This window comes from Neorhizobium sp. DAR64872/K0K18 (assembly GCF_050500175.1).
GTDB lineage: Bacteria > Pseudomonadota > Alphaproteobacteria > Rhizobiales > Rhizobiaceae > Neorhizobium > Neorhizobium soli.
The window spans coordinates 45,382-66,684 of record NZ_CP191447.1 but is presented as its reverse complement, the minus strand read 5'-3'; the positions used below and the strand labels follow the sequence as shown (position 1 = coordinate 66,684).

The 21,303-nt window shown below is 61.5% G+C and carries 26 protein-coding genes; 12 read left to right on the top strand and 14 right to left on the bottom strand.

From position 1 onward, the window contains the following. The first annotated feature begins 45 nt into the window (after positions 1-45). Genes ACQY1P_RS22910 through ACQY1P_RS22900 form a run of 3 tightly spaced genes read left to right on the top strand, consistent with a single transcriptional unit; the run spans position 46 to position 869 of the window. Positions 46-366: a DUF305 domain-containing protein gene (locus ACQY1P_RS22910; RefSeq protein ID WP_430256766.1), complete on the top strand. Its 321-nt coding sequence runs from the start codon at positions 46-48 to the stop codon at positions 364-366. Next, positions 366-494: a hypothetical protein gene (locus ACQY1P_RS22905; protein WP_430256765.1), complete on the top strand. Its 129-nt coding sequence runs from the start codon at positions 366-368 to the stop codon at positions 492-494. Before ACQY1P_RS22910 ends, ACQY1P_RS22905 begins: the two co-directional genes overlap by 1 nt. 51 nt (positions 495-545) lie before the next feature. After that, positions 546-869, top strand: a complete 324-nt coding sequence (locus ACQY1P_RS22900; protein ID WP_430256763.1) for a hypothetical protein — start codon at positions 546-548, stop codon at positions 867-869. Between the two features lie 94 nt (positions 870-963). On the opposite strand, the gene nirK is transcribed toward ACQY1P_RS22900, so the two are convergent. The 5 genes from nirK to ACQY1P_RS22875 all read right to left on the bottom strand — a co-directional run bounded on the left by nirK (position 964) and on the right by ACQY1P_RS22875 (position 6,574). Beyond that, entirely contained in the window at positions 964-2,037 is a 1,074-nt protein-coding gene (gene nirK / locus ACQY1P_RS22895; protein ID WP_062654007.1) for a copper-containing nitrite reductase, read from the bottom strand. A 131-nt stretch (positions 2,038-2,168) separates the two neighbouring features. Further along, the gene (locus tag ACQY1P_RS22890; RefSeq protein WP_113732140.1) at positions 2,169-2,672 is read right to left on the bottom strand and encodes an SRPBCC family protein; all 504 of its coding nucleotides are present in this window, start codon (positions 2,670-2,672) and stop codon (positions 2,169-2,171) included. Beyond that, positions 2,669-2,854 carry a DUF2933 domain-containing protein gene (locus ACQY1P_RS22885; protein ID WP_052820539.1) on the bottom strand — a complete coding sequence of 62 codons (186 nt, stop codon included), beginning with the start codon at positions 2,852-2,854 and terminating at the stop codon, positions 2,669-2,671. Before ACQY1P_RS22885 ends, ACQY1P_RS22890 begins: the two co-directional genes overlap by 4 nt. Continuing rightward, positions 2,851-5,079: a copper-transporting P-type ATPase gene (locus tag ACQY1P_RS22880; protein WP_082186117.1), complete on the bottom strand. Its 2,229-nt coding sequence runs from the start codon at positions 5,077-5,079 to the stop codon at positions 2,851-2,853. Before ACQY1P_RS22880 ends, ACQY1P_RS22885 begins: the two co-directional genes overlap by 4 nt. Before the next feature lie 13 nt (positions 5,080-5,092). Next, entirely contained in the window at positions 5,093-6,574 is a 1,482-nt protein-coding gene (locus tag ACQY1P_RS22875) for a multicopper oxidase family protein (RefSeq protein ID WP_145162232.1), read from the bottom strand. Between the two features lie 113 nt (positions 6,575-6,687). On the opposite strand from ACQY1P_RS22875, the gene ACQY1P_RS22870 reads away from it, so the two are divergent. Beyond that, positions 6,688-6,819 carry a hypothetical protein gene (locus ACQY1P_RS22870; protein WP_286079970.1) on the top strand — a complete coding sequence of 44 codons (132 nt, stop codon included), beginning with the start codon at positions 6,688-6,690 and terminating at the stop codon, positions 6,817-6,819. A 484-nt stretch (positions 6,820-7,303) separates the two neighbouring features. On the opposite strand, the gene ACQY1P_RS22865 is transcribed toward ACQY1P_RS22870, so the two are convergent. Next, positions 7,304-7,606 (bottom strand): DUF982 domain-containing protein, encoded by a 303-nt coding sequence (locus ACQY1P_RS22865; protein WP_052820535.1) that lies wholly within the window; start codon positions 7,604-7,606, stop codon positions 7,304-7,306. A gap of 374 nt (positions 7,607-7,980) precedes the next feature. On the opposite strand from ACQY1P_RS22865, the gene ACQY1P_RS22860 reads away from it, so the two are divergent. Beyond that, on the top strand, positions 7,981-8,448 hold the full coding sequence (locus ACQY1P_RS22860) for an Hsp20 family protein (protein WP_052820534.1): 468 nt from the start codon (positions 7,981-7,983) through the stop codon (positions 8,446-8,448). A gap of 187 nt (positions 8,449-8,635) precedes the next feature. On the opposite strand, the gene dsbG is transcribed toward ACQY1P_RS22860, so the two are convergent. The 6 genes from dsbG to blh form a co-directional block, all read right to left on the bottom strand. Then, positions 8,636-9,439 (bottom strand): thiol:disulfide interchange protein DsbG, encoded by an 804-nt coding sequence (gene dsbG, locus ACQY1P_RS22855; protein WP_197283341.1) that lies wholly within the window; start codon positions 9,437-9,439, stop codon positions 8,636-8,638. A 108-nt stretch (positions 9,440-9,547) separates the two neighbouring features. Continuing rightward, complete coding sequence (locus tag ACQY1P_RS22850) at positions 9,548-10,330, bottom strand: sulfite exporter TauE/SafE family protein (RefSeq protein ID WP_153423400.1); 783 nt, start codon at positions 10,328-10,330, stop codon at positions 9,548-9,550. Further along, positions 10,327-10,758: a YeeE/YedE family protein gene (locus tag ACQY1P_RS22845; RefSeq protein WP_052820532.1), complete on the bottom strand. Its 432-nt coding sequence runs from the start codon at positions 10,756-10,758 to the stop codon at positions 10,327-10,329. Before ACQY1P_RS22845 ends, ACQY1P_RS22850 begins: the two co-directional genes overlap by 4 nt. Continuing rightward, the gene (locus tag ACQY1P_RS22840; protein ID WP_052820531.1) at positions 10,755-11,165 is read right to left on the bottom strand and encodes a YeeE/YedE family protein; all 411 of its coding nucleotides are present in this window, start codon (positions 11,163-11,165) and stop codon (positions 10,755-10,757) included. The genes ACQY1P_RS22845 and ACQY1P_RS22840 overlap by 4 nt, the downstream gene beginning before the upstream one ends. After that, positions 11,162-11,509, bottom strand: coding sequence for a sulfite-sensing transcriptional repressor BigR (gene bigR, locus ACQY1P_RS22835; protein WP_107341307.1), 348 nt, complete (start codon positions 11,507-11,509; stop codon positions 11,162-11,164). The genes ACQY1P_RS22840 and bigR overlap by 4 nt, the downstream gene beginning before the upstream one ends. Continuing rightward, a complete protein-coding gene (gene blh, locus ACQY1P_RS22830; RefSeq protein ID WP_052820529.1) occupies positions 11,500-12,798 on the bottom strand; it encodes a bifunctional sulfur transferase/dioxygenase Blh in 1,299 nt (432 codons plus the stop codon). The genes bigR and blh overlap by 10 nt, the downstream gene beginning before the upstream one ends. A 119-nt stretch (positions 12,799-12,917) precedes the next feature. Here blh and ACQY1P_RS22825 point away from each other — a divergent pair, with 119 nt between their 5' ends. Next, positions 12,918-13,358 (top strand): hypothetical protein, encoded by a 441-nt coding sequence (locus tag ACQY1P_RS22825; RefSeq protein ID WP_052820528.1) that lies wholly within the window; start codon positions 12,918-12,920, stop codon positions 13,356-13,358. A gap of 8 nt (positions 13,359-13,366) precedes the next feature. After that, complete coding sequence (locus ACQY1P_RS22820; protein ID WP_052820527.1) at positions 13,367-14,170, top strand: DUF2243 domain-containing protein; 804 nt, start codon at positions 13,367-13,369, stop codon at positions 14,168-14,170. A gap of 5 nt (positions 14,171-14,175) precedes the next feature. Here ACQY1P_RS22820 and ACQY1P_RS22815 read toward each other — a convergent pair whose 3' ends face one another. Continuing rightward, positions 14,176-15,543, bottom strand: a complete 1,368-nt coding sequence (locus ACQY1P_RS22815; RefSeq protein WP_430256760.1) for an ATP-binding protein — start codon at positions 15,541-15,543, stop codon at positions 14,176-14,178. Then, a complete protein-coding gene (locus tag ACQY1P_RS22810) occupies positions 15,540-16,202 on the bottom strand; it encodes a response regulator (protein WP_052820525.1) in 663 nt (220 codons plus the stop codon). The genes ACQY1P_RS22815 and ACQY1P_RS22810 overlap by 4 nt, the downstream gene beginning before the upstream one ends. Before the next feature lie 150 nt (positions 16,203-16,352). On the opposite strand from ACQY1P_RS22810, the gene dsbD reads away from it, so the two are divergent. From dsbD to ACQY1P_RS22785, 5 genes are all read left to right on the top strand, one after another. After that, entirely contained in the window at positions 16,353-18,149 is a 1,797-nt protein-coding gene (gene dsbD, locus ACQY1P_RS22805) for a protein-disulfide reductase DsbD (protein WP_331251708.1), read from the top strand. Next, on the top strand, positions 18,146-18,961 hold the full coding sequence (locus ACQY1P_RS22800) for a TlpA disulfide reductase family protein (protein ID WP_062653996.1): 816 nt from the start codon (positions 18,146-18,148) through the stop codon (positions 18,959-18,961). The genes dsbD and ACQY1P_RS22800 overlap by 4 nt, the downstream gene beginning before the upstream one ends. Beyond that, complete coding sequence (locus ACQY1P_RS22795; protein WP_062653995.1) at positions 18,958-19,653, top strand: L,D-transpeptidase; 696 nt, start codon at positions 18,958-18,960, stop codon at positions 19,651-19,653. The genes ACQY1P_RS22800 and ACQY1P_RS22795 overlap by 4 nt, the downstream gene beginning before the upstream one ends. A 1-nt stretch (position 19,654) precedes the next feature. Further along, the gene (locus ACQY1P_RS22790; protein WP_062653994.1) at positions 19,655-20,266 is read left to right on the top strand and encodes a DsbA family protein; all 612 of its coding nucleotides are present in this window, start codon (positions 19,655-19,657) and stop codon (positions 20,264-20,266) included. A gap of 115 nt (positions 20,267-20,381) precedes the next feature. Beyond that, the gene (locus tag ACQY1P_RS22785; protein ID WP_062653989.1) at positions 20,382-21,143 is read left to right on the top strand and encodes a L,D-transpeptidase; all 762 of its coding nucleotides are present in this window, start codon (positions 20,382-20,384) and stop codon (positions 21,141-21,143) included. The last annotated feature ends 160 nt before the right edge of the window (positions 21,144-21,303 follow it).

Sequence of the window (21,303 nt, the reverse complement as noted above, 5' to 3'; positions counted from 1 at the left end):
GAACATGTGTTCTGGAGCGAGACCCGAGCCTGGATGGCCCTGGTCATGGGATCGACTATGGCGGTCATCATGCTCGCCTTCATGCTCGGTATGTACAAGAAGCAGATGCTCAACATGGCCATCTTCGGCGGGTCCGTCGCGGTCTTCGCGTTGTCGCTGTGGCTCGTCCGCAGCCAGGTGACGGTCGACGACGCCGAATACATGAGCGCGATGATCCCGCATCATTCGATTGCCATCATGACGAGTGAGCGTGCGCAGATTTCCGATCCCCGCGTTCGAAAGCTGGCCGACGAGATCATCGAGGCCCAGGAGCGGGAGATCGCAGAGATGAAGTATCTGATCGAGGACCTGGAGGAGCGTGACTGATGAAGAACTCCCTCCTTTCACTGCTGCTCCTTACCTCGGCCAGTCTCCTGTCGGGATGTGGCGAACGGGAAGCTGCTGACGACATCATTAGTCCTCCGCGTTCTGAAGAGGCTGCCCGCGTGCTCTAAGGTGAGGAAGCCATAGCTGGCGCTGACATACCCACACTCGACCCCGCGACGATGGTGGACGCGGAGATCGCCAAAGTCCTTGGTTCGCCTGCTCAATGCACGTTCAGGTACACGAGTGCTGGAAAGCCGATACTTGCCCTCAAGGGAACACCGGGCGCTACCGTGACAACTGCTGTCCTAAAGGTGAACGCTCACCTTGTGGAACTGCAGCCAGCTGGCGGGGACGGCAACCTCTTCCTGACCTCTGGGCCCATCAGCGTCACTCTCTCCGTCGATGAGGTCCAAGCGGGAGAGAAGGTGGAAGCCGACATGGTATTCGCGATTGGTGAGAGCCTGCGCGTGGGATATTCAGGTTACTATCAGTGCGGCGGCTAGCGCGGCACGTGATTGCTTGAAGCACTCTGGCTGAAACGTGCAAACGCTGGAGGCGGGAGCGGCTTTCTGCAGCCCGCCTCCTGCGCTGTGCCGATCAGTGCGTCTCGTGCTTACCATGTTCCGCCTGAGCAGTGCGTGTCGTTGCTGCCTTGAAGACCTCGGTCCGCTCGTCTCCCTTGACGACCAGCTTGCCCACCAGGCCACGGGCTGCCCGTGACAGAGCATGGTCCACCAGCACGTACTCCCCCGGAACGTCCATCGTCATGTCGACCACCGCAGCTCCGCCGGGCGGAACCGTGATGGTCTGCACGTCGGTCAGCGGCTCCGTCGTCAGCGACGCGAGCTGATACACCTTGTCGAAGATTTCGCCGATCACGTGGAAGCTCGACGTCTTGTTGGGGCCGCCGACACCGAAGTAGATGCGAACAGTCTCGCCGACCTTTGCGGTCAACGCATTGTCGCCGGTCAGCGCATTGGCTGCACCGTTGAACACATAATATTCCGGCGTCTCGTCCATCAGCCTGTCCAGGCTCTCCGTCAGCTTGCCCTTCGTGCCATAGGCCTGCGCCGTATAAACCTCGCCTTGCATCACGTAGAATTCGCGGTCCACCGGAGGAAGACCACCTTCCGGTTCCACCAGGATCAGACCATACATGCCGTTGGCAATATGGTGGGCGGCCATCGGTACAGCGCAGTGGTAAACGTAAAGGCCCGGCTTCAGTGCTTTGAAGCTGAAGCCTTTCGTTTCTCCCGGTGCAGCGTCCGTCGCCTCCGCTCCGCCTCCCGGTCCCGTGACCGCATGGAAGTCCACGCTGTGGCGTTCACTGCTATCGGCAAGGTTGGTTAGTTCAACTTCGACGGTGTCGCCGACTCTTGCTCGGACGAAGGGGCCTGGAACCTTCCTGTTGAAGGTCCAGTAGTGGTAGGTCGCGCCGTCCGCCAGGCTGCCAGTAACTTCGACCGTGTCGAGCTTCACCTTGATCGTTTCCGGACCCCTCGCACCTACTGGCTGAGCAAGGTCTGTCGCCGCCCGTACGATATCGAGGGGAGCGGCAGCTGTCCCGTTCGCCGCCGGATGGTTGTGGGTGGCGTCGGCCAGCACCGGCATTGCCGTCGCCGACAGGAGTGCGACGACGACGGCGGCGCGGAAGAGTGTTCTACTGGTCATAATTCTGGTCCTGCTATTTATGTCTGCGTTGCCTATTATTGGACACTGCGTCCGTCGGAGCATCCTTGCGATGCCGCAAATAGAAGCTTCGCTCGCGTCTTCGTGATCGCCTGCAGGTGTCGGGTTCGAGCCTACGGCGTCTGCGGAGCGGGGCGGAAATGCGCAATCGCTCCGGCGGTCATCTTCGTCACGCACCAGTTGGCGTAGAACCCGCCCAGCAAGCGCCCCAGCAGCCTATCGGGGAGACGGGTGGGCAGGTTGTACTCGATCCTGACGTTCAGGCTGCATACCGATCTGGCGGGACTGATCCTGAATCCCATACGGTAGGAACCGATGACGAGGAGACGCACCGTTCCGCGCGTCTCCCAAGTCTTTGAGAGCGGAGGATGTCGTTCCGTCACGACTTCCTCCACGGAGAGCGCCCGGTCGAGTATCAGCCCCCTCATTCTAATGACAGAGCCGACGGCACGTCCTTCCGCTTCGTCAAAGTTGTACTTCATGGAAGCCCCCAGCATCATGACTGAGGGCTCTTCCATGTGCGCACCGAGGAAGGCCGGATTGTCGAGCAACTCGAAAACCCGTTCGGCTAATGCCGACAAGGCTACAGTGCTCGATGCCGACCGCTGGTAGGTCACGACCGGTGATCCTTGTGGCCGTGACCGCCATGTCGATGAAACAGGTGCATCAGTGGGCAGGCCAGCAGGATCAGGTAGGGGGCGTAGCCCAGAACGTGCCCCCAGTGCTCACGAAGGATGTAGAACACCAGGATCAGGGCCAGGGATGCGCCCATCAGCAGGAGCGTGCGGTTGACCGTCATATCTTCATGCTCCTCAACCTGAGAGAGTTGGCGATCACACTGACCGAAGACAATGCCATTGCCGCCGCCGCGATGATCGGTGAGAGCAGCAGACCAAAGACAGGGTAGAGGACGCCCGCCGCGACAGGCACGCCTGCAGCATTGTAGATGAAGGCGAAGAAGAGGTTCTGCCTGATGTTGCTCATCGTGGCGCGGCTCATCTGCCGCGCCCGGACAATGCCCTGCAGGTCTCCCTTCAGGAGGGTGACGCCCGCGCTTTCGATGGCGACGTCGGTTCCCGTTCCCATAGCCACGCCGACATCGGCCGCCGCAAGCGCGGGAGCATCATTCACACCATCGCCCGCCATGGCGACGATCCTGCCTTCACTGCGCAGGCGCGAGACGATCTTGCTCTTGTCCTCGGGCAGGACTTCCGCCTCCACCTCGGTAATCCCGAGGCGTCGCGCGACTGCATGAGCAGTCGTCTTGTTGTCGCCCGTCAGCATCACGACCCGAACACCGTCTTCGACGAGCGCCTTTACCGCATCCGGTGTCGTCGGCTTGATGGGATCGGCGATAGCAAACAGACCGGCCAGCCTGCCATCGATGGCGGTGAATATGACGGTAGCGCCTTCGTTGCGCAGCTCTTCCGCCTTCGCGGTCATGGCGCTGACGTCGACACCCTCTTCCCCCATGATGCGGTGACTGCCGAGGATCAGCCGCTTTCCATCGACCGTCCCCGTCACTCCCTTGCCCACAGGGCTGTCGAAATCGATGGCATCTCCCAGGGCGATGCTACGCTCACCTGCCGCATTGACAATCGCGAGCGCCAGCGGATGTTCGCTTGAGCGTTCGACCGTGGCGGCCAGCCGCAGCAGCTCGTCTTCGGAGATGCCTTCCGCTGGTGCAATGGCCGTGACCTTGGGCCGTCCCTCTGTCAGGGTTCCGGTCTTGTCGACCACGAGCGTGTCGACCTTTTCGAAGCGCTCCAGTGCCTCCGCGTTCTTGATCAGTACGCCGAGACTAGCTCCCCGACCGACACCGACCATGATCGACATAGGTGTCGCAAGCCCCAGGGCACAGGGGCAGGCAATGATAAGAACGGCGACGGCTGCCACCAGGCCGTGGGCGAAGCGAGGCTCAGGCCCATAGATCATCCAGGCGGCAAAGGCGACGAGCGCAACCACAATGACGACCGGAACGAACCATCCCGAGACCTCATCTGCGAGGCGCTGGATGGGTGCGCGAGAGCGTTGGGCGTCCGCGACCATGCGAACAATCTGGGAGAGCATCGTGTCGCGTCCGACCTTGCCCGCCTCCATGATGAAGCCACCGGTCTGGTTCATGGTGCCGCCGATGAGCGTCGACCCGACCTCCTTGGTGACCGGCATCGACTCGCCGGTGATCATGGATTCGTCCACAGAGCTGCGGCCCTCCAGAAGCACACCATCAACAGGAACTTTCTCTCCCGGTCGAACCCGGAGGCGGTCGCCGACGGCCACGGCGTCAAGACCGACATCCTCGTCCGTCCCATCCGCAAGAACCCGACGCGCCGTCTTTGGTGCCAGATCGAGAAGCGCGCGGATCGCCCCGCCTGTCTGTTCGCGTGCCCTCAGTTCCAGAACCTGCCCGAGCAGGACCAGGACGGTGATGACGGCGGCCGCCTCGAAGTAGACGGCGACTGAACCTTCTTCCGCGCGGAACGTGTCGGGAAAGACGCCTGGCGCAACCGTTGCAACGACGCTGTAAATCCAGGCGGCACCCGTCCCCATCGCAATCAGGGTGAACATGTTCAAATGACGGGTCACCAGGGACTTCCAACCCCGTTCAAAGAACGGCCAGCCCGCCCAGAGGACAACCGGTGTCGCGAGTACCATCTGCAGCCAGTTCGACGTCTGTGGCCCCAGTATCATGTGGAGATTCGTGAGATGGCCACCCATCTCCAAGGCAAGGACCGGGATGCTGAGGACGAGGCCAATCCAGAACCGTCGGCTCATGTCCACCAGTTCCGGACTTGGACCCGTTCCCAGGGTCGCCACTTCCGGCTCCAGTGCCATGCCGCAGATCGGGCAGTTGCCGGGGCCGATCTGCCTCACCTGCGGATGCATCGGGCAGGTGTAGATGACGCCTTCCCCCAGCATGCCCGGAGGAGGTACTTGCTTCTCTGCCACCTGATGGTGGTGCTCATGGTCATGCTCTTGATGATGATCATCGTGAGCATGATGGCCGTGATGTTCGTGCTTCATCTCCGCTCTCCGATCAGATCGCGCGATTATAGGACACGAAGGACATCATCCCTGCCGCCATGTGGTAGAGCTGGTGGCAGTGGAACGGCCAGCGGCCCGGGTTGCTCGCATCGAACTCGATAGCAACCTCTGCCATGGGAGGAACATGAACCGTATCCCTCACGGCTCCCCGCATGCCTTGTCCGTTGATGCCGACCACCTGGAAATGGTGTCCGTGAAGGTGCATCGGGTGTGTCATCATCGACATGTTGCGCATCACGAGGCGGACCCTGTCATCAGGATTGACGGCCATCGCATCGCCGCTGATCCCCCATGAGTAGCCGGTCATGCTGCCGGAGAGGATCAGAGGATAGGTCTTCGTTGCGGGCCGTTCGTCCAGAGGTGACGTCGCTTTGAGGATCGCCTCCAGTGAAAGGTCGAGGACCGGTCCGGCGGAAGAAGCTTTTGTGGCAACCTTCGAAATGGTCGCGTCCGCCGTTGCGAGGATGACGCCTGTCTGCTCCTCGGAGCCTTCGCGTAAGGCAAGGATCGGAAGTGACGCGGTGCCCAGCGGGAGTTGCAGTACGATATCCAACCGCTGGCCCATGCTGATCGGGAAGCGGGTGCCGGTGACGGGCTCGATGGCCATGCCATCGACGGCGGCCAGGCTTCCCACGACGCTTCCCGTGTCAATGGTGAAGGCGGTCGCCGTTGCACCATTGACGATGCGTAGCCGAACGCGGCCACCCTTCTCGACCTGTACGATCTCCGGATCGTCCAGCGTGCGGTCGTTGGCGAGGTATGCATCATACTCGATGTCGTTCAGGTCCATCATGCCCATGCCCATGCCCATGCCGCCCATCGCCATGCCACCCATGGGCATCCCGCCGCCGTGCATTTTCGCCATGTTGGACATCATGCTACCGTGATCCATCGGCATCTGGCCCCCATGACCGCCGCCCATTGCGGAACCTTGCTGCAGTTCCGCCAGCAATTCCTCGGGTGACCTGAACGAGAAGTCGTGGAGAAGGATCACGACGTCCTGCTCGTCACGAGCGCGGTCCTCCGCCGTCCGCACGATCAGAGGGGCTGCCAGAAGGCTTTGTTCCTGCAAGGTGTGGGCGTGCATCCAGTGGGTGCCGCCGCCTGCGAGGTCGAACTGGTAGTGACGCTTCTCTCCTGCAGCGAGGGGCGCTGCGGGATTGTCCGGGACACCGTCCATCTCCCATGGAGGGGTAAGCCCATGCCAGTGAATAAGCGTGGCTTCATTTGTAGTGTTGGCCAGCATGACATTGAAGCCATCTTCTGCATCCAGGACAAGGCCGCTCCGTCCATTGCCTTGAACAAGGCCGAAGACGCTGGCGGATCGGCCATTCACTTCAATGGAGCGCTTGGTGACTGCGAGTTCGATGGGTAAAGACTGTCCAGAGTTGGTAAGAGCCCAGGACTTTTGCGCAAGGGGTGAAATAGCTGCCGCACTGACGGCGAGCGTCTTCAGAAATTGACGACGAAACATGACGTTCTCTCGATCTTCTTGGCCGTAATCGGCCCAATGGTGGGAATGGCCCGCCAGCGGCGAGCAGTTCATCAACCGAAAGATCGAGGAGGCTCAAGGCCGGGAGACGGGTCGTGACCAGCGACATCGTCAGCGATATCCAGGACCCTGGCCAGAAGGAGGACCGACTGAACCGATCCTGCGGGCTGCGCAGCAACCGCGAGGCAGAAGACGCAGATGACGCTGCAGCAGTTCTGCTCGGGTGAGTGGTGAAGCTTGGAAGTCGCGTCGCCTGGATCACCGTCCACCATCTGGTGGTGTCCGTCCAGGCAGGTCTGGGGAGCGGCATGCGCAACCGGCGCACTGAACACGAGAGCAACAGCAAGGAGTGCCGCGAGCAGCCTCCATACCAACGCTCTCTGTGCTAACGTGCGCATCGTCGATCCTCCGTCATCTCACCATGCCACGCCTCCCATTGTGCACCTTGATCTTTATCAATGTTGGGGTGCCATTATGGTCGGTGGTCGCTTGGCATCGATTGCCAGGCTGCCGATGCTGGTGCTTCCAACGTGGGAAGGTCAAGGCCGTCACTCAGATGAATGTGTGTACCTGCCACGTTACCTTATCGATGTGTGGTCGGAGGTCCGCGCCCGTTGCAGAGCGGCGGCGGGAAGAAGCGAAGCCGACTCTGCGCCCATGTGGCCTTGATGAAGGCGAGAGGCAGCATCTCCAACCTCTCGCCTCAACGGGTTAGAGCGATGCCCTGCCGCTACCGCCAACAGGCCTGATCATCCAAGGCTTCACAGCAGGTTCCTTGGCAAGGATGCCCTTCTTCTTAGCAAAAGAGCGTATCGCATCGCGTGCTGCCCGAAGAGGTTTCAAACCGTCATGTGCCATGTAGCAGGTCCTCAAGGCCGCCTCATGGATCAGGTCCCGTTCCCGTTCTGGCCAATCCTCCAGATAATCAATCGCCTCCTCCACGGCCGTAATCTCGCGGACGAGGTTCTTTTGTTCCTTCAGATACACCGGACGATCAAAGAGCTTCGAGATCATTTCCACCTCACTGATTCTGTTTGTGATCAACAAGGAAGGCGCTGTGGCCAACGCCGATTATCGATGTGGTTTGCCGCGTCCTTCCGTTCAAGTCGGAACACCACTCAGGTCACTAAATCTGATAGGGAAACCGTATATGTCGACGGGAGCGAACGCAGGCGCTTACTGCACAGCAAGCCAGGTTGGCGGGTAGCTGATTGCCCCATACCAGAGCGGGATTACGCGGCGGCGAAAAATTTCCTCCCAGGTTCTTGAACAGGCATTTTTCGCCAACCAGATTCATTGCATCGGCAGCCTTAGTAGGGGCCGATAGGCCGGAGACGCAGGTTTTCGGTGGCGTCTCCAATCCATGTTGCTTTACGGAGGATATGGTAATGAGAACGGAACTTGATTTCGCACCCCTCTACCGGTCCAGCATTGGCTTCGACCGTGTGTTCAACCTTCTCAATAACGCGCAGCGCCTGCAGGCGGTTGACCTCTGGCCACCCTACGACATCGTCAAGCTTGGCGATGACGAGTATGCGATCACCATGGCAGTCGCAGGCTTCAGCCAGAGCGATCTCGACGTGACCCAGGAGCGCAACGTCCTGATCATCAAAGGGTCGAAAGCAGAGAAGAAGGAAGGGGAGTACCTACATCGGGGCATTGGCGGACAGTCGTTCGAGCGTCGCTTCGAACTGGCTGACCATGTTCACGTCGAGACGGCGTCGCTCTCCGACGGTCTCCTGCGAATTGTCCTAAAGCAGGAAGTGCCGGAGGCGATGAAGCCCCGGCGAATCGAGATAGGCAATGGGACGGCGGCCCGGCCGCTCCAGATTGAGTCTGACAAGCAGGTCGCCTGAACTCGCTGAACTTCCCACAATCAGGCACGATCACGAATAGAGGGCCCGCGTAGGGCGGGCCCGCCATTCGCACTGCATTCAGTCAAGCGGCACCCCGTGTTTCTCAGCTTTGATGGCCGCTATTGGCGCGAAGCGGAAGACGCCTCTCGCACCTTTGCAGACATAGAAGAGCCTATCGCATTCTGAGCTATTTCGGACCAAGAATCATCTCGAGTGCGGCATCCTGGGGCAGACCACCCATCTGCCCGATGCTACCATCCGCTTTCCTGAAGACAATCGCAGGGGTCCCAGAGAAGCCAAGCTCGGTCATCAGAGTGGCATTGTGCTCGAGCTTTTCTGCCACTGCCGGGCTGATCGTTTCCAAAGGGACTATGCCGCCGTCCCCGTACTTATGTTCGTTTTCAGCCAGCGCCTCCTCAGGAGACTTGGCCTCAAGAATAGCAGCCGCCTTGGCTGGGGAATCCTGTCTGATCACGCCGACCATGACATGTCGGAGTTGTACCTTGCCCGACTCGACCCAGGGCCTGGCAGCCGTCCAGAACTGGTGGCAATAGGGGCAGTTGGGATCCGTAAACACGTAAACGGTCCTCGGCGCGTCTGGCCTTCCATCTTGGACCCACGTCGACCCCTCCAGCTTTTCCCATCCCTCTTCCGGGATCGGCGCCTCCACCATTTCCTTGAGCTGGGCTTCCGCCATGTCCTGTCCTGCCTCGTCGACAAGTGTGCCGACGACAACATGTTCGCCATCCGGGGTGAGGTAGATTGTCAGAGGTTGCGCGCCAGCTTTTGCGGCGAATGCTCTCAAACCGCCTGGTACCTTCATCTCTCCGAGGATTGTCAGTCCCTGTTGCTCGATCGCCTTCAGGATCCGGGGATACTCTTTGGGCTGGGGACTATCCTCGGCTGCGGCGATCTGTGGCGCGAAACCAAACAGCAGCGCTGCGAACAGCATCAGGGCAGGTCTGAGGTAGGTGAGAACGATGAGGCGCATTTTGGTTCCTTCAAAAGCCCTCGCTTGACCTGCTCACCTTAAGGCAGGCTGAAGGCAGCGGCCATTGTGAATAGGACAGGAGTTGCAGCTATGGGATGCGCTGCTGCCTCAGCCGGTCCAGAAGGTCCCCCAGTTCCGATAGAGGATGTAGGCCGCCACCACGAGTACGAGGGCCGCGAACAGGCGGTTGAGGATGTTCTTGTAGGCGCTCAGGCGTGTAGCGAGCAGCATGCCAAGTACGCCGCCGACTATGCCGCCGCCAATGAACTCAACGGCAAGCAACCAGTCCACCAAGCCGGAGGCGGCATAGTTCAGGGCGGTGGCGAGGCCGAACACGCCGACGGAGAGGAGCGAGGTGCCGATCGCGTTGATCATCGGCATGCCCGTCGCCAGCATCAGGCCTGGAACGATCAGGAAGCCCCCGCCGATGCCGAAGAAGCCGGAAGCGGCACCGGCGGCGAGCGCGACGGCCGCTGTGACGAGGCACATCCTGAGGTCCACCGGGCGGCATTCGGCCGATGCCGGTTTCCTGGACTTCAACATCAGGACGCCGACGACGACCATGAGGATGCCGAACAGGAAGATCAGCCGATCGCCATCCATGGCCTTGCCGAGGCTCGAGCCTGCAAGTGCGCCGACGACGCCGAGCGCCGAAAAGACCGCCGCGCAGCGCCACCAGACGTGACCCTTTATCGCGTGGCTAGTAAAGTTCGCGAAGGCGTTGACCGAAACCGCAAGCGCCCCTGTTCCAATGGCAATGTGCGGCTGCGTGACGCCGACGACGTAGAGGAGCAGCGGCGTCGCCAGGATCGACCCACCGCCACCAAGCAGGCCGAGCATGAAGCCGACGATCCCGCCGGAGCCGACCGCCGTAAGGATAGAGGCGCTCATGTCCGTCTGCTCCACACCCTGTCATGCAAGGTCATTCCGACCAGCATGGCGACAACGAACAGGGCCGTCTGTGGGATGCCGATCGACAAGGAAGCGACCGCCGGGCCGGGGCAGAAGCCGCCGATCCCCCAGCCGAGGCCGAAGAGGGCCGACCCTATTATCAGCGGTGCGTCGATCCTGCGGCTCGTGGGGACATGGAAGCTGTCGTCGAAGGCGGGATGGCGCATCCGCTTCATCACCTGCACGCCGATGAACGCGACGACGACGGCGCCGCCGAGGACGAAGGCAAGGCTCGGATCCCAGGCGCCGAAGACGTCGAGGAAGCCCTGGACGCGGGCCGGGTTCAGCATTCCGGAGAGGGACAGGCCGAAGCCGAAGACGATGCCGGAGGCGAGAGCGGCTCCGAACTGGTAGATGTTCCTGTTCATAGTCCGAAACTCCTCAGAACTGTGACGGCCACTGCGCCGGAAGTGAGGAATGTCGCGACCGCAGCCATGGATCGCGGAGACAGGCGCGCCAGGCCGAGGACGCCGTGGCCGCTGGTGCAGCCGGATCCCATGCGCGAGCCGAAGCCGACGAGCAGACCGGCGATAACGATCAGCGGCCACCCTACCGTGATCTCCACTGTCGGCCAGCCGTCGAAGATTGACAGGTAGGCGAGCGGTCCGAGCAGCAGGCCAACCACGAAGGCGAGGTTGGTGGTCAGGCCGAAGCCCTGGGCGAGACGGCCGACGATCCCGCTGATGCCAGCGATTCGCCCAGTGAGGAGCAGTAGCATGACGGCAGATGCGCCGATCAGCATGCCGCCGGCCAATGATGGGAGATAGGTGTTCATTTGCCTTCCTTCACGCAAAAGATGTCATAGAGGGCGGCAACCAGTTGCGCGGCCTTCTCCTCCGTCAGGGAATAGAAGATCTGCTTGCCGTCCCGCCGGGTCTCGACAATGCCGGAGCCGCGCAAAACCGTCAGGTGCTGCGACAGATGAGGCTGGTGGAGGTCGAGCTTCTCTTCAAGCTCGCCCACCGAGTAGCTGCCCTCAACGAGCGTGCAGACGATCATCAGGCGCGCCGGATGGGACAGCGTCTTCAGGAGGTTTGCCACCTCCCCCGCCCGGCTCGCCATCTCGGCTGTCGAAAGTCCCGCCTTCAACATAGCTTTCAGGTCGGCACTCATTCCCATGCTGCTCCCTGCAGGGCATCGAGCGGAAACTTGAGGTAGCGCTTGCCGTTCGCTTCCGGCTCCGGCAGGCGGCCGCCGCGGATATTCACCTGCAGGGCATGGAGGATGAGCTTCGGCATCGGCAGCGTCTTGTCGCGCTTCGTCCTCAGCGCCACGAACTCTTCTTCCGTCACGTCGGCCAGATGCGGGTTGGAATTCTTCTGTTGGGCCACCGTGCTTTCCCAACGCGGTGCCCGGCCGTCCGGCTGATAATCGTGGCCCGTGAAGATCCGCGTTTCGTCCGGTAGCGCGAGGATGTCCTGGATTGACTTCCAAAGGATGCGGGCGTCGCCGCCCGGAAAGTCGGCGCGTGCCGTGCCGCTGTCCGGCATGAAGAGCGTGTCGTGGACGAAGGCGGCGTCGCCGATCACATAGGTGATGGAAGCGAGCGTATGTCCAGGCGAGAACATCACCTTCGCATCGATCGATCCGACCTTGAAGGTCTCGCCGTGGGCGAACAGCCGGTCCCACTGCGAGCCGTCGGTGGCAAGCTCAGGCCAGTTGTAGATGCCCTTCCACAGCTTCTGGACATCCACGACGCGCTCGCCGATCGCCGTCTGCGCGCCAGTCTTCTCCTTCAGATAGTGAGCGGCGGAGAAGTGGTCGGCATGGGGATGGGTGTCGAGAATCCACTCGACGGTGAGCCCCTCCTTGCGGACGTAGTCGAGGATGGCGTCGGCGTTGATAGTTGCCGTCGCGCCGGCCTTCTCGTCGAAATCGAGCACAGGATCGATGATGGCGCACTTCCCCGTATCCGGATCCGAGACCACGTACTGGACGCTCCAGGTGCGCTTGTCGAAGAAGCCCTTCACCTGCGGCCTGCGTTCGGCGTGCTTCTGAAGCCATGCGTCGGCGGCGCCGGTGTCGAAGCCGCGGCTGCCTCCGAACTCGACCACCTCGTCGGCAGACATGCGACCGTCAAGGACTTCTCCGATGAGGTAGAGGATCAGCGACCGGGTGCCGGTCTTGCAGTGGGCGAAGACGGGGCCTTCAGATTCATCCACCGCGCGCTGGAATGCGCGCACGTCCGCCTCGGTGATGGTGGCTCCGGTTACCGGAATGAAGGCATAGGACAGGTTGCAGTGCTTTGCTTCCTGAGCTTCGGCCTCTGTTCCCGGCTGTCCGGACTCTTCGCCATCCGGCCGGTTGTTGATAAGCGTTGCGAACCCGTTTTCGTGCAGCGAGCGGATGTCTTCGGCGCTTGGCTGGGACGAGACCGAAAGCTTCTCGGATACTCTGGTTACAGGCATGACTGGCTCCGTGGTTATATCGGTATACGTTATAATATATTATATAACAATTGGGGTTCAAGGTCGGTGACGGAACTTTGTGTTCACCTCGTGGTTCCCGCGCAGAGGAGGCTAAAACCATGGCCACGACAGCAAACCGAGTCAGCGCCCAGACACCCACTGAGATTAACCGACATCTTCGCTGGGAGATGGAGAAAAGGCTCGCCTACTACGAAACCCACCCCGACCAGATCCCGACCCGGCTGGAAGAACTCGATCGCGAATGGGACATCGAGCGAACGCTCGAGGCGAATGCTTCCACCTTGGCATTCACGGGAACCATGCTGGCGGCGACGGTCGACAGGCGATGGCTTGCACTCCCGGCGATCGTGACTGGCTTCCTCTTCCAGCACGCCATGCAAGGCTGGTGCCCTCCGCTTCCGATCCTGCGCCGGCTGGGCTTCCGAACGGCGGAGGAGATCAATCAGGAGCGCTATGCGTTGAAGGCGCTCAAAGGTGATTTCGACGTCAAGGGCGGCAACAAGCTCGATACTGTCCTGCGAGCCGTCGGGATCAGGTGAGGCGGGGCATGACGGCAGCCATCAGACCGAACGAAAGTGACAAGCAGGGCTTCCCCGCGACACTAATATGGGCGGGTTATGCGCTTGGTTTCGGACTGGGCGGCTTCTTCGACGGAATACTGCTCCACCAGATCCTCCAATGGCATCATCTCCTAAGTGGGGTCGAAGAAGCACGTCAAGACATTCGCGTACTGATCCTGACAGACGGACTTTTCCACGCGCTGATGTACGTGGTCGCCGCGGCGGGGCTTTGGCTGCTGTGGCGGTCGAGACACTCTTTTGCTGCCCGCGGAGCAGACAGACTCCTCTTCGCAAGCGCGTTGATCGGCTTCGGCGTCTGGCACATTCTCGACAGCGTTCTTTCCCACTGGATACTCGGAATCCACCGGATCCGTATGGACGTGGAAAACCGCATGTTCTGGGATCTCCTTTGGTTCGTCGTTTTCGGCCTAGTGCCTCTCGCCCTGGGCGCCTACTTGCGCCGGAACGGCATGAGAGGCGACGGGCGCCGGATTTCGAAAGGGCCGGTCGGACTGGCCTTGGCAGTTCTGATCGCCGGGCCTCTCGCCGCGCTACCCGCGCCAAATGAGGGACCTATCATGATCGTATTCGGCCCTGGCTCCACCGCCGCACGGGCGATGCAAGGGCTCGAAGCAAGCGGCGGGCGCCTCCTGTGGTCCGATGCGTCCGACATGGTCTGGGCCGTCGACATGTCTGCTGGAGGCGATGTGAAGCTGTTCTACAAACATGGTGCGATCCTGATCAGCAACTCCATCTTCCCAGCCGGGTGCTTCAACTGGACGCGCGTCTGAGGCGGTCAGATTGGGAAGGAGGCTCTCGCGACGAACCATGTACCGCCTCTCTCAAACGTCAGGTTGCCGCCGAGACGATCGAGCGCCATCTGGACGATCGACAATCCGAGGCCGCTTCCATGACCAGAGGCCTTCGACCCTCTGAAAAAGCGTTCCGTCACCCGCGCCTCGTCGGCAACAGGAATCCCCGGCCCCTGGTCCAGGATCTCGACAACGACCTCGCTTTGACTTTCGCTGACCCGGCACCTGACCACTGCACCCTTCGGCGAGTGCTGAATTGCGTTCTCGAGCAGGTTTCGGATCGCCAGACGCAGGAGGATTCTGTCGGCCTCAAGAACTGCCGGCTGCGGGGTTCGATCTGCGTGCTCCATCGCGACGTGAACCTCGTTGGCCGCTAGCTGCGTCTCCAGTTCCGAAGCGATCTCGCCAACAAGTACTGCAACGTCGACTGGCTCATCCTTGGCGGCGCCCTGCGACGCATCGACGGCGGCAAGATCGATAAGCTGACGGACCATCCGGCTGGTTCGGTCGACACTTGTGGAGATGCGGGAGAGGGCCTCGCGCTGGATCGTGGAATCGTCGGTCCTGAGAGCGATCTGCGCCTGGGTCTTGAGACCAGCAAGCGGCGTCTTCAGTTCATGCGCAGCATAGGCGGTAAAGCTCTGCTCCCGGTCACGCGCTTCGGCCACCCGGCCGAACAGGCTGTTCAGCGCTCGAATGACCGGCCGCACTTCCCGCGGCACGGTTCCGTCATCGATCGGATGGAGTTCAGATGCGGAACGCCCGGCAAGTCCCTCGGCAATGCGCGTCAGTGGGGCAAGACCGCGGCCGACGCTGACCCAGATCAACACCGCCAAGACGGGGAGGATGACGATGCCGGGAACAAGAAGCCCCTTGATGACGTCGCCGATGAGTTGGTCCCGTATCTCAAGGCTGTCGCCGACCAGAACACGAACGCCGAGCGTCGGGTTGACGACCGCGTAGACACGCCACCGTTCTCCGTCGATCTCAGTTTCTTCGAAGCCATCCGTGTGGCTGGCAAGCGAAGTTTCGGGCGCACTCTCGGAGCGGCTGACGAGGCTGCCCTGAAGCGACCAGATCTGGCAGGAGAGCTGGCGGCTGTAGCTGCCGTCAGCTTGCTTGAACGGTGGAGGCGGAGCATTCGCGATTGCAGCGTCTACCGCCGCAGACGGCTCGATCCGGTGATCCGTGATGAGCGAGCTCACCATGCGTGCCGCTTCCATCAAACGGGCGTCCAGCACCCGCTCGACTTCGGCTTGTGTGCTTGCGTAGATCCAGGCCGCGGCGAGAAGCCAGACGGCGCCGGTCGTGGCCAGCAGGATCACAAACAGTCTGATCCGTATCGAATTCATTGCGATGTCCTCAACCGGTAGCCCGCGCCCCGCACGGTCTCGATGAACGACGCACCGAGCTTGGATCGCAGCTTGTGGATGTGAACCTCGACGGTATTGCTCTCGATTTCCTCCTGCCACCCATAAAGCTTCTCCTCGAGGTTCGACCGCGACAGGATGACGCCCGGCGTCTCCATCAACGCCTGGAGGATCACGAACTCCCGTCGGGAAAGGGAGATCGTGATCTCGTCACGCGATGCGGACATGCGTGCTGGGTCGAGGCTGACGTCCTTCCACTCGAGAAGCCCGGCCGCACGGCCGTGTCCACGGCGGACGATGGCGCGCAGACGGGCCGCAACCTCGTCGAGATCGAATGGCTTGCCGAGATAGTCGTCTGCCCCCGAATCCAGTCCAGTGATGCGATCCGCGACCTCGTCCTTTGCCGTCAGGAGGAGAACCGGCGTGCGATCGCCGGAGCGGCGCATCCGCGACAGCACATCGAGGCCTGATCCGTCAGGGAGCATGAGGTCGAGTATGATCGCGTCGAAGCGGTCGGCCTCGATGGCCGCGTCGGCGTCGGCAACCGATGTCACGGCGTCCACCGTAAAGCCGCACATCTGCAGCCCGACCTTCAAGCCGTCCAGCAGGATCTCGTCATCTTCCAGCACAAGTAGCCGCATCACATCCTCGTCTAGCTTCGCATCCTCCCTGCGCCCGCCACCTTAAGGCTGCCTTAAGGTTGGGAGGAGAGACCGCCGCTCCAACCCAACCAACGGAGCAGCCCTTTGCGTTTCTTCCTGTCGGCGTCATGTTTCCTCGCGACCATAGCTGTGTCGGCCGTGGCGTTAGCCATCGAACCGCCGCTCCCCATGGATCAGGCTTTCCGCATGGAGGCCGGCCGCGATGGTTCCGACATCGCAATAAGATGGCAGCTCGAGGACGGCTACTACCTCTACCGGGAATACCTGAGTGTGACCGGCGTCGGCGGCAAGCCACTCGAAATGGCAACTCCACCGGGTGTCATCAAGGAGGATCCAGGATACGGAAGCACCGAAGTCTACTACGGCACTGCCACGGCCACGGTCGCCGGGCCGGTCACGGGCTCTTTGAACGTGACCTACCAAGGCTGCCAGGATGGCGGACTTTGCTACCCGCCGACGACCGTCGAGATCGACGCCGCGACGCTTGAACCCAAGTCGGACACAGGAAAATCTGGTCTCCAGACTGCGCTTCGATCGCAGGCAGCCTTTCCTCTCGTGTCCAAAGGGCCGAAAGCCGCCGACAGCTCCAGCATCCGGATCTCGGATCCGTCAACCAACGGTGTGGTCAGTTCTCTCCTCGACCGCGGCGGCGTCCTCTTCCTGATTGTCGGCTTCCTTGGTCTTGGCGTCCTGCTGGCCTTTACGCCATGCGTGTTTCCCATGTACCCGATCCTGGCAGCGACACTGACGAGGGAAGGCGAGAGCCTGTCGACCGGACGTGGATTCGCCCTGTCATCGACTTACGTCCTCGCTCTTGCAGCGGCCTTCAGTCTCTTCGGCGTGGTCGCTGCATGGTGGGGTCAGAGCTTCCAGATCGCGTTGCAGTCTCCCGCTGCCACACTCATCGTTGCCGCCATCTTCGTAGCGCTGGCACTCTCCAGTTTCGGGCTGTTCGAACTGCAGCTTCCGTCCTTTCTCAGGAACCGGCTTACCGCGCGCCGCGGTTCAGGAGGTTCACTGGCGTCGTCGGCAGCACTCGGGTTTTCATCCGCTCTGGTCATTGGACCCTGCGTCACGGCTCCGTTGGCGGGCGCGCTTCTCTACATTGCGCAGACAGGAGACGTCGTCCTCGGCGCGACGGCCCTGTTTGCGCTCGGCGTCGGCAAGGGCATCCCGCTGATCCTGATGGGAACCTTCGGGTCGGGCCTCCTTCCCCGTGCAGGACAATGGATGGAACGCGTCCGGCAGGTCTTCGGCTTCCTCTTCTTCGCCACCGCCGTCTGGCTCGTGGACCGTCTGCTGCCTGCCGGAACTGGTCTTCTGTTGTGGTCCGTTCTGGCGATCACCTTCGCAGTCTTCATAGGAGCTTTCGATCAGATGCGACCCGAGGTCGGTGGCGCTGCACGGCTTGCCAAATCCGCGGGCATACTGGTCGGTCTCTACGGCGTCATCCTGGGGATTGGCGGCCTCTCCGGCGCGACGGACCCTTTGAAGCCTCTCGCGACGATTGCTGCCGCAAGCTCCGGAGACGCGACACCCGCGAGAGTGATCGGCAAGGACTCGTTCCAGTCCATCGCCTCGGCAGCCGATCTGTCCTCGTTGCTGAGAGCCGATGGGCCCGCCGCCCCCACGCTTGTCTACTTCACGGCCGACTGGTGCGTCACTTGCCGGGTGATCGAGCGGTCCGTTCTTCCGGACGCGACCGTGGCAGACGCGCTCGACGGCATCCGTCTGGTCTCGGTCGATCTCAGCGAGATCACCGAGGCAAACCAGTCGTTGATGAAGGAGCTGCAGGTCGTCGGGCCGCCGACGATGCTGTTTCTGGACCGGGACAACCAAGAAGTCCAAGACACTCGACTTGTGGGCGAGATCACTGCGGACACCGTTACGGTCTCGGCGTCGAGCGCGAAGGGGCAGCTCCGATGAACGCGGTGTCGCTTGGTCCATTTGCGTTCGATGCCGAGCGTTTCGCAGCAATCATCGGCATGGTCGCGTTCGTTGCCGTGGCCTCCGTTCTCGCACATCGAGTCGACGACAGGCTCGGCCGCTGGTCGTCGTGGACGGCGGTCGTCGCGCTTGCGGCGGCGCGCCTGGGGCATGTTCTGCAGCATGCATGGAGTTTTGCTCCAGAGCCTTGGCGGATCCTTTCTGTTTGGCAAGGCGGCTTCTCCTGGAGCGGAGGTGCCGCAGGCGTCGCCGTGATGCTGGTCGTCCTGTTCCTGAGGAGCCGAAAGCTTGTCGGATGGGCTGCGGCAAGCGTCGCGGCGGGAGCCGTCGCGACAACGGCGACGCTGGCATTCACCTATTCCGATACGCAGCTTCCGGCTGTTACCTCAACCTTCCGGACCCTTGACGGTGCAGAAAGCAGGATCGGTGACAACGGTCGCCCGACGGTTCTGAACCTATGGGCGACGTGGTGCCCACCTTGTCGCCGCGAGCTGCCGATGATGGCGGAACTTGCTGCAAGCACTGCCGATGTCGACTTTGTCTTCGCGAACCAGGGAGAGCCCTCGGCAAAGATCGCTGACTACCTCCGGAGCGAGAACCTCAACCTGGCGCAGGCGCTGCTCGATCCGCAACTTCTGCTCAGCCGCCATTACTCGGCAGTCGGCCTTCCCGCGACGCTCTTTCTCGCAGCCGACGGCACGCTTGCCGGCTCCCATCTTGGCGAGATCTCCCGCGAGGTACTCGCGCAGAAGATTCAGGAACTCAAATCTGAAGAAGGAATATCCGAATGACACCTTCCCGAGCGGCCGCTCTGTGGCGACCGTTGACCGCCTCGATTTTCGTCATGGGCCTGTCCGCCTGCGCGCAGACGGCCCCAGAGCCACCAAAGATCGAAGATCCGAAGGTGGATACGTCACTGGCCAGCATGTACGCCCCGATCAAGGATGGAGATGAGACCATCCCCGGCGTCGATGTCTCCAAGATGGACCCGAAGAACGTCCGCCAGGTCGTCGACTACAAGACCGGCTATTCGGCGGGCACGATCGTGGTCGATCCCCATTCCCGTTTTCTTTACCTCGTCATGGAGGGTGGCAAGGCGATGCGCTACGGCGTCGGCGTGGCCAAGGCGGGTATGGAGTTCGAGGGCGAAGCCGACATCTCGCGCAAGGCGCAATGGCCGGGCTGGGTGCCGACCCAGAACATGATCCAGCGCGATCCGGAGCGCTACGGCCCTTTAGCATCGGGCCTGGAGGGTGGCATCAAAAACCCTCTGGGAGCACGTGCCCTGTACCTCTACCAGGGGGGCAAGGACACGCTCTATCGCATCCACGGGACCAATGAACCCTGGAGCATCGGCAAGTCGGTCTCGTCCGGCTGCATCAGGCTGTTGAACCACGACATCATCGACCTCCACCGACGCGTGCCGAAGGGGTCGAAGGTCGTCGTGCTCGGACCCACAGAATCCGGAAAAGGAGAAGTATGACATGATCACTCGTAGAAACCTGCTCGCCGCCGCCGCCGGCACTGCCGCATTCGCCGCTATCTTGCCTCGGATGGCGTTCAGCCAGGAGATCACCGAAAAGTCAGTCTTCTACGACCCAGACGCGCCCGTTCTCGGAAACCCGAAGGGAGACGTCACGGTCGTCGAGTTCTTCGACTACCAATGCCCTTACTGCAAAAAAATCCATCCGATGGTCGAAAGGGTGGTTCGCGAGGACGGCAATGTCCGGCTGGTGCTGAAGGACTGGCCTGTCTTCGGCGGCGCATCGATCTTTGCCGCCCAGGCCGTCCTTGGAGCCGCACAGATGGGAAAGTACGAACCAGCCATGGAAGCGCTGATGAAGACGACGGGAAAGCTGACGGAGGAAGAGGTGGAAAAGGCGCTCACGAGCACCGGCCTCACCATGCAGGAGATTGCTGCCGCTGTGAACAAGCATAGTGCCAAGATCTCGGGGCTGCTCGACCGCAATTACAGTCAGGCACTGGCCTTCAACTTCGCAGGCACGCCCTCCTTTGTCATTGGGCGGACGACTTTCGCCGGCGTCCTCGACGAGAAAGGGCTGAAGGGCGCGATAGCAGAGGCCCGCGCGGCATGAGTGGACGGATTTTTGGAGCCGGTCTTGTTCTGCAAGAAGCACCGGCAGAGCCTTCAGGGTGCCTTAAGGCTGCCGGGCTTGGAAGAGGTCGAAGAAATCAACGAAGAGTCGCCGCATGACCAATGAGATCCAGACCAAAAGAAGAACTAGCTGCTCAACCGCGAGCCGCATTGGCGCAAGCTTGCCGAGGCGTTCATTTATCCTTGGGATTGGAGCAATCGCCGTTTCAGGCTGCGTCTCGACCGAGCCCCCGCCCGTTTTGGCGACGCTCCCGGAACCCCTGCCGGCGCCCACACCAGTGGTGCCGCCGATGTACTATGCCATGCCGAATGAGCGTTTTCCGGTCCCGGAAATCGATATCACTCAACTCGACCCGCAATTCTGGCGGACGGAGGTCGATTATCCTACGAGCGAGAGACCGGGAACCCTCGTAGTCGATACGCCAGGCAAGTATCTTTACCACGTCAAGGCCGATGGCCGTGCCATGCGGTACGGGATCGGGGTCGGACGTGAAGGATTTGCCTGGGCGGGACAGGCTATCATGGCCTACAGGCGGGAATGGCCGCGCTGGACGCCGCCCGATTCCATGGTCGCGCGGCAACCGGAACTGGAACCCTACAGCATTGCAAATGGCGGCATGCCTCCCGGACTGAAGAATCCGCTCGGCGCGCGGGCGCTCTACATCCATGAGGACGGGAGGGACACCTTATATCGAATCCACGGCACACCTGAGGCCTTCAGCATTGGGAAGGCCGTTTCCTCAGGTTGCATCCGGCTCATCAATCAGGACGTGATTCACCTTCACGACGAGGTAAGAGATGGCAGCCGCATCGTGGTCATTCCCGACCCGGCAATGAGCCATCTGCTCGTAGGTTGAACTTCAGGTTGATCCGCAGGTGACATCACCAGCGGGTTCACCCGTGATCCTGGGGCAGGAATGGCCGCGTTCGGCTCGCGAAACGGAGAGTGTCGCTTTAGAGATTGCCGCAACGCAGCCGTATGCGTTGGACTGCAATGTCCGCTGTTGGCGCGAAGCC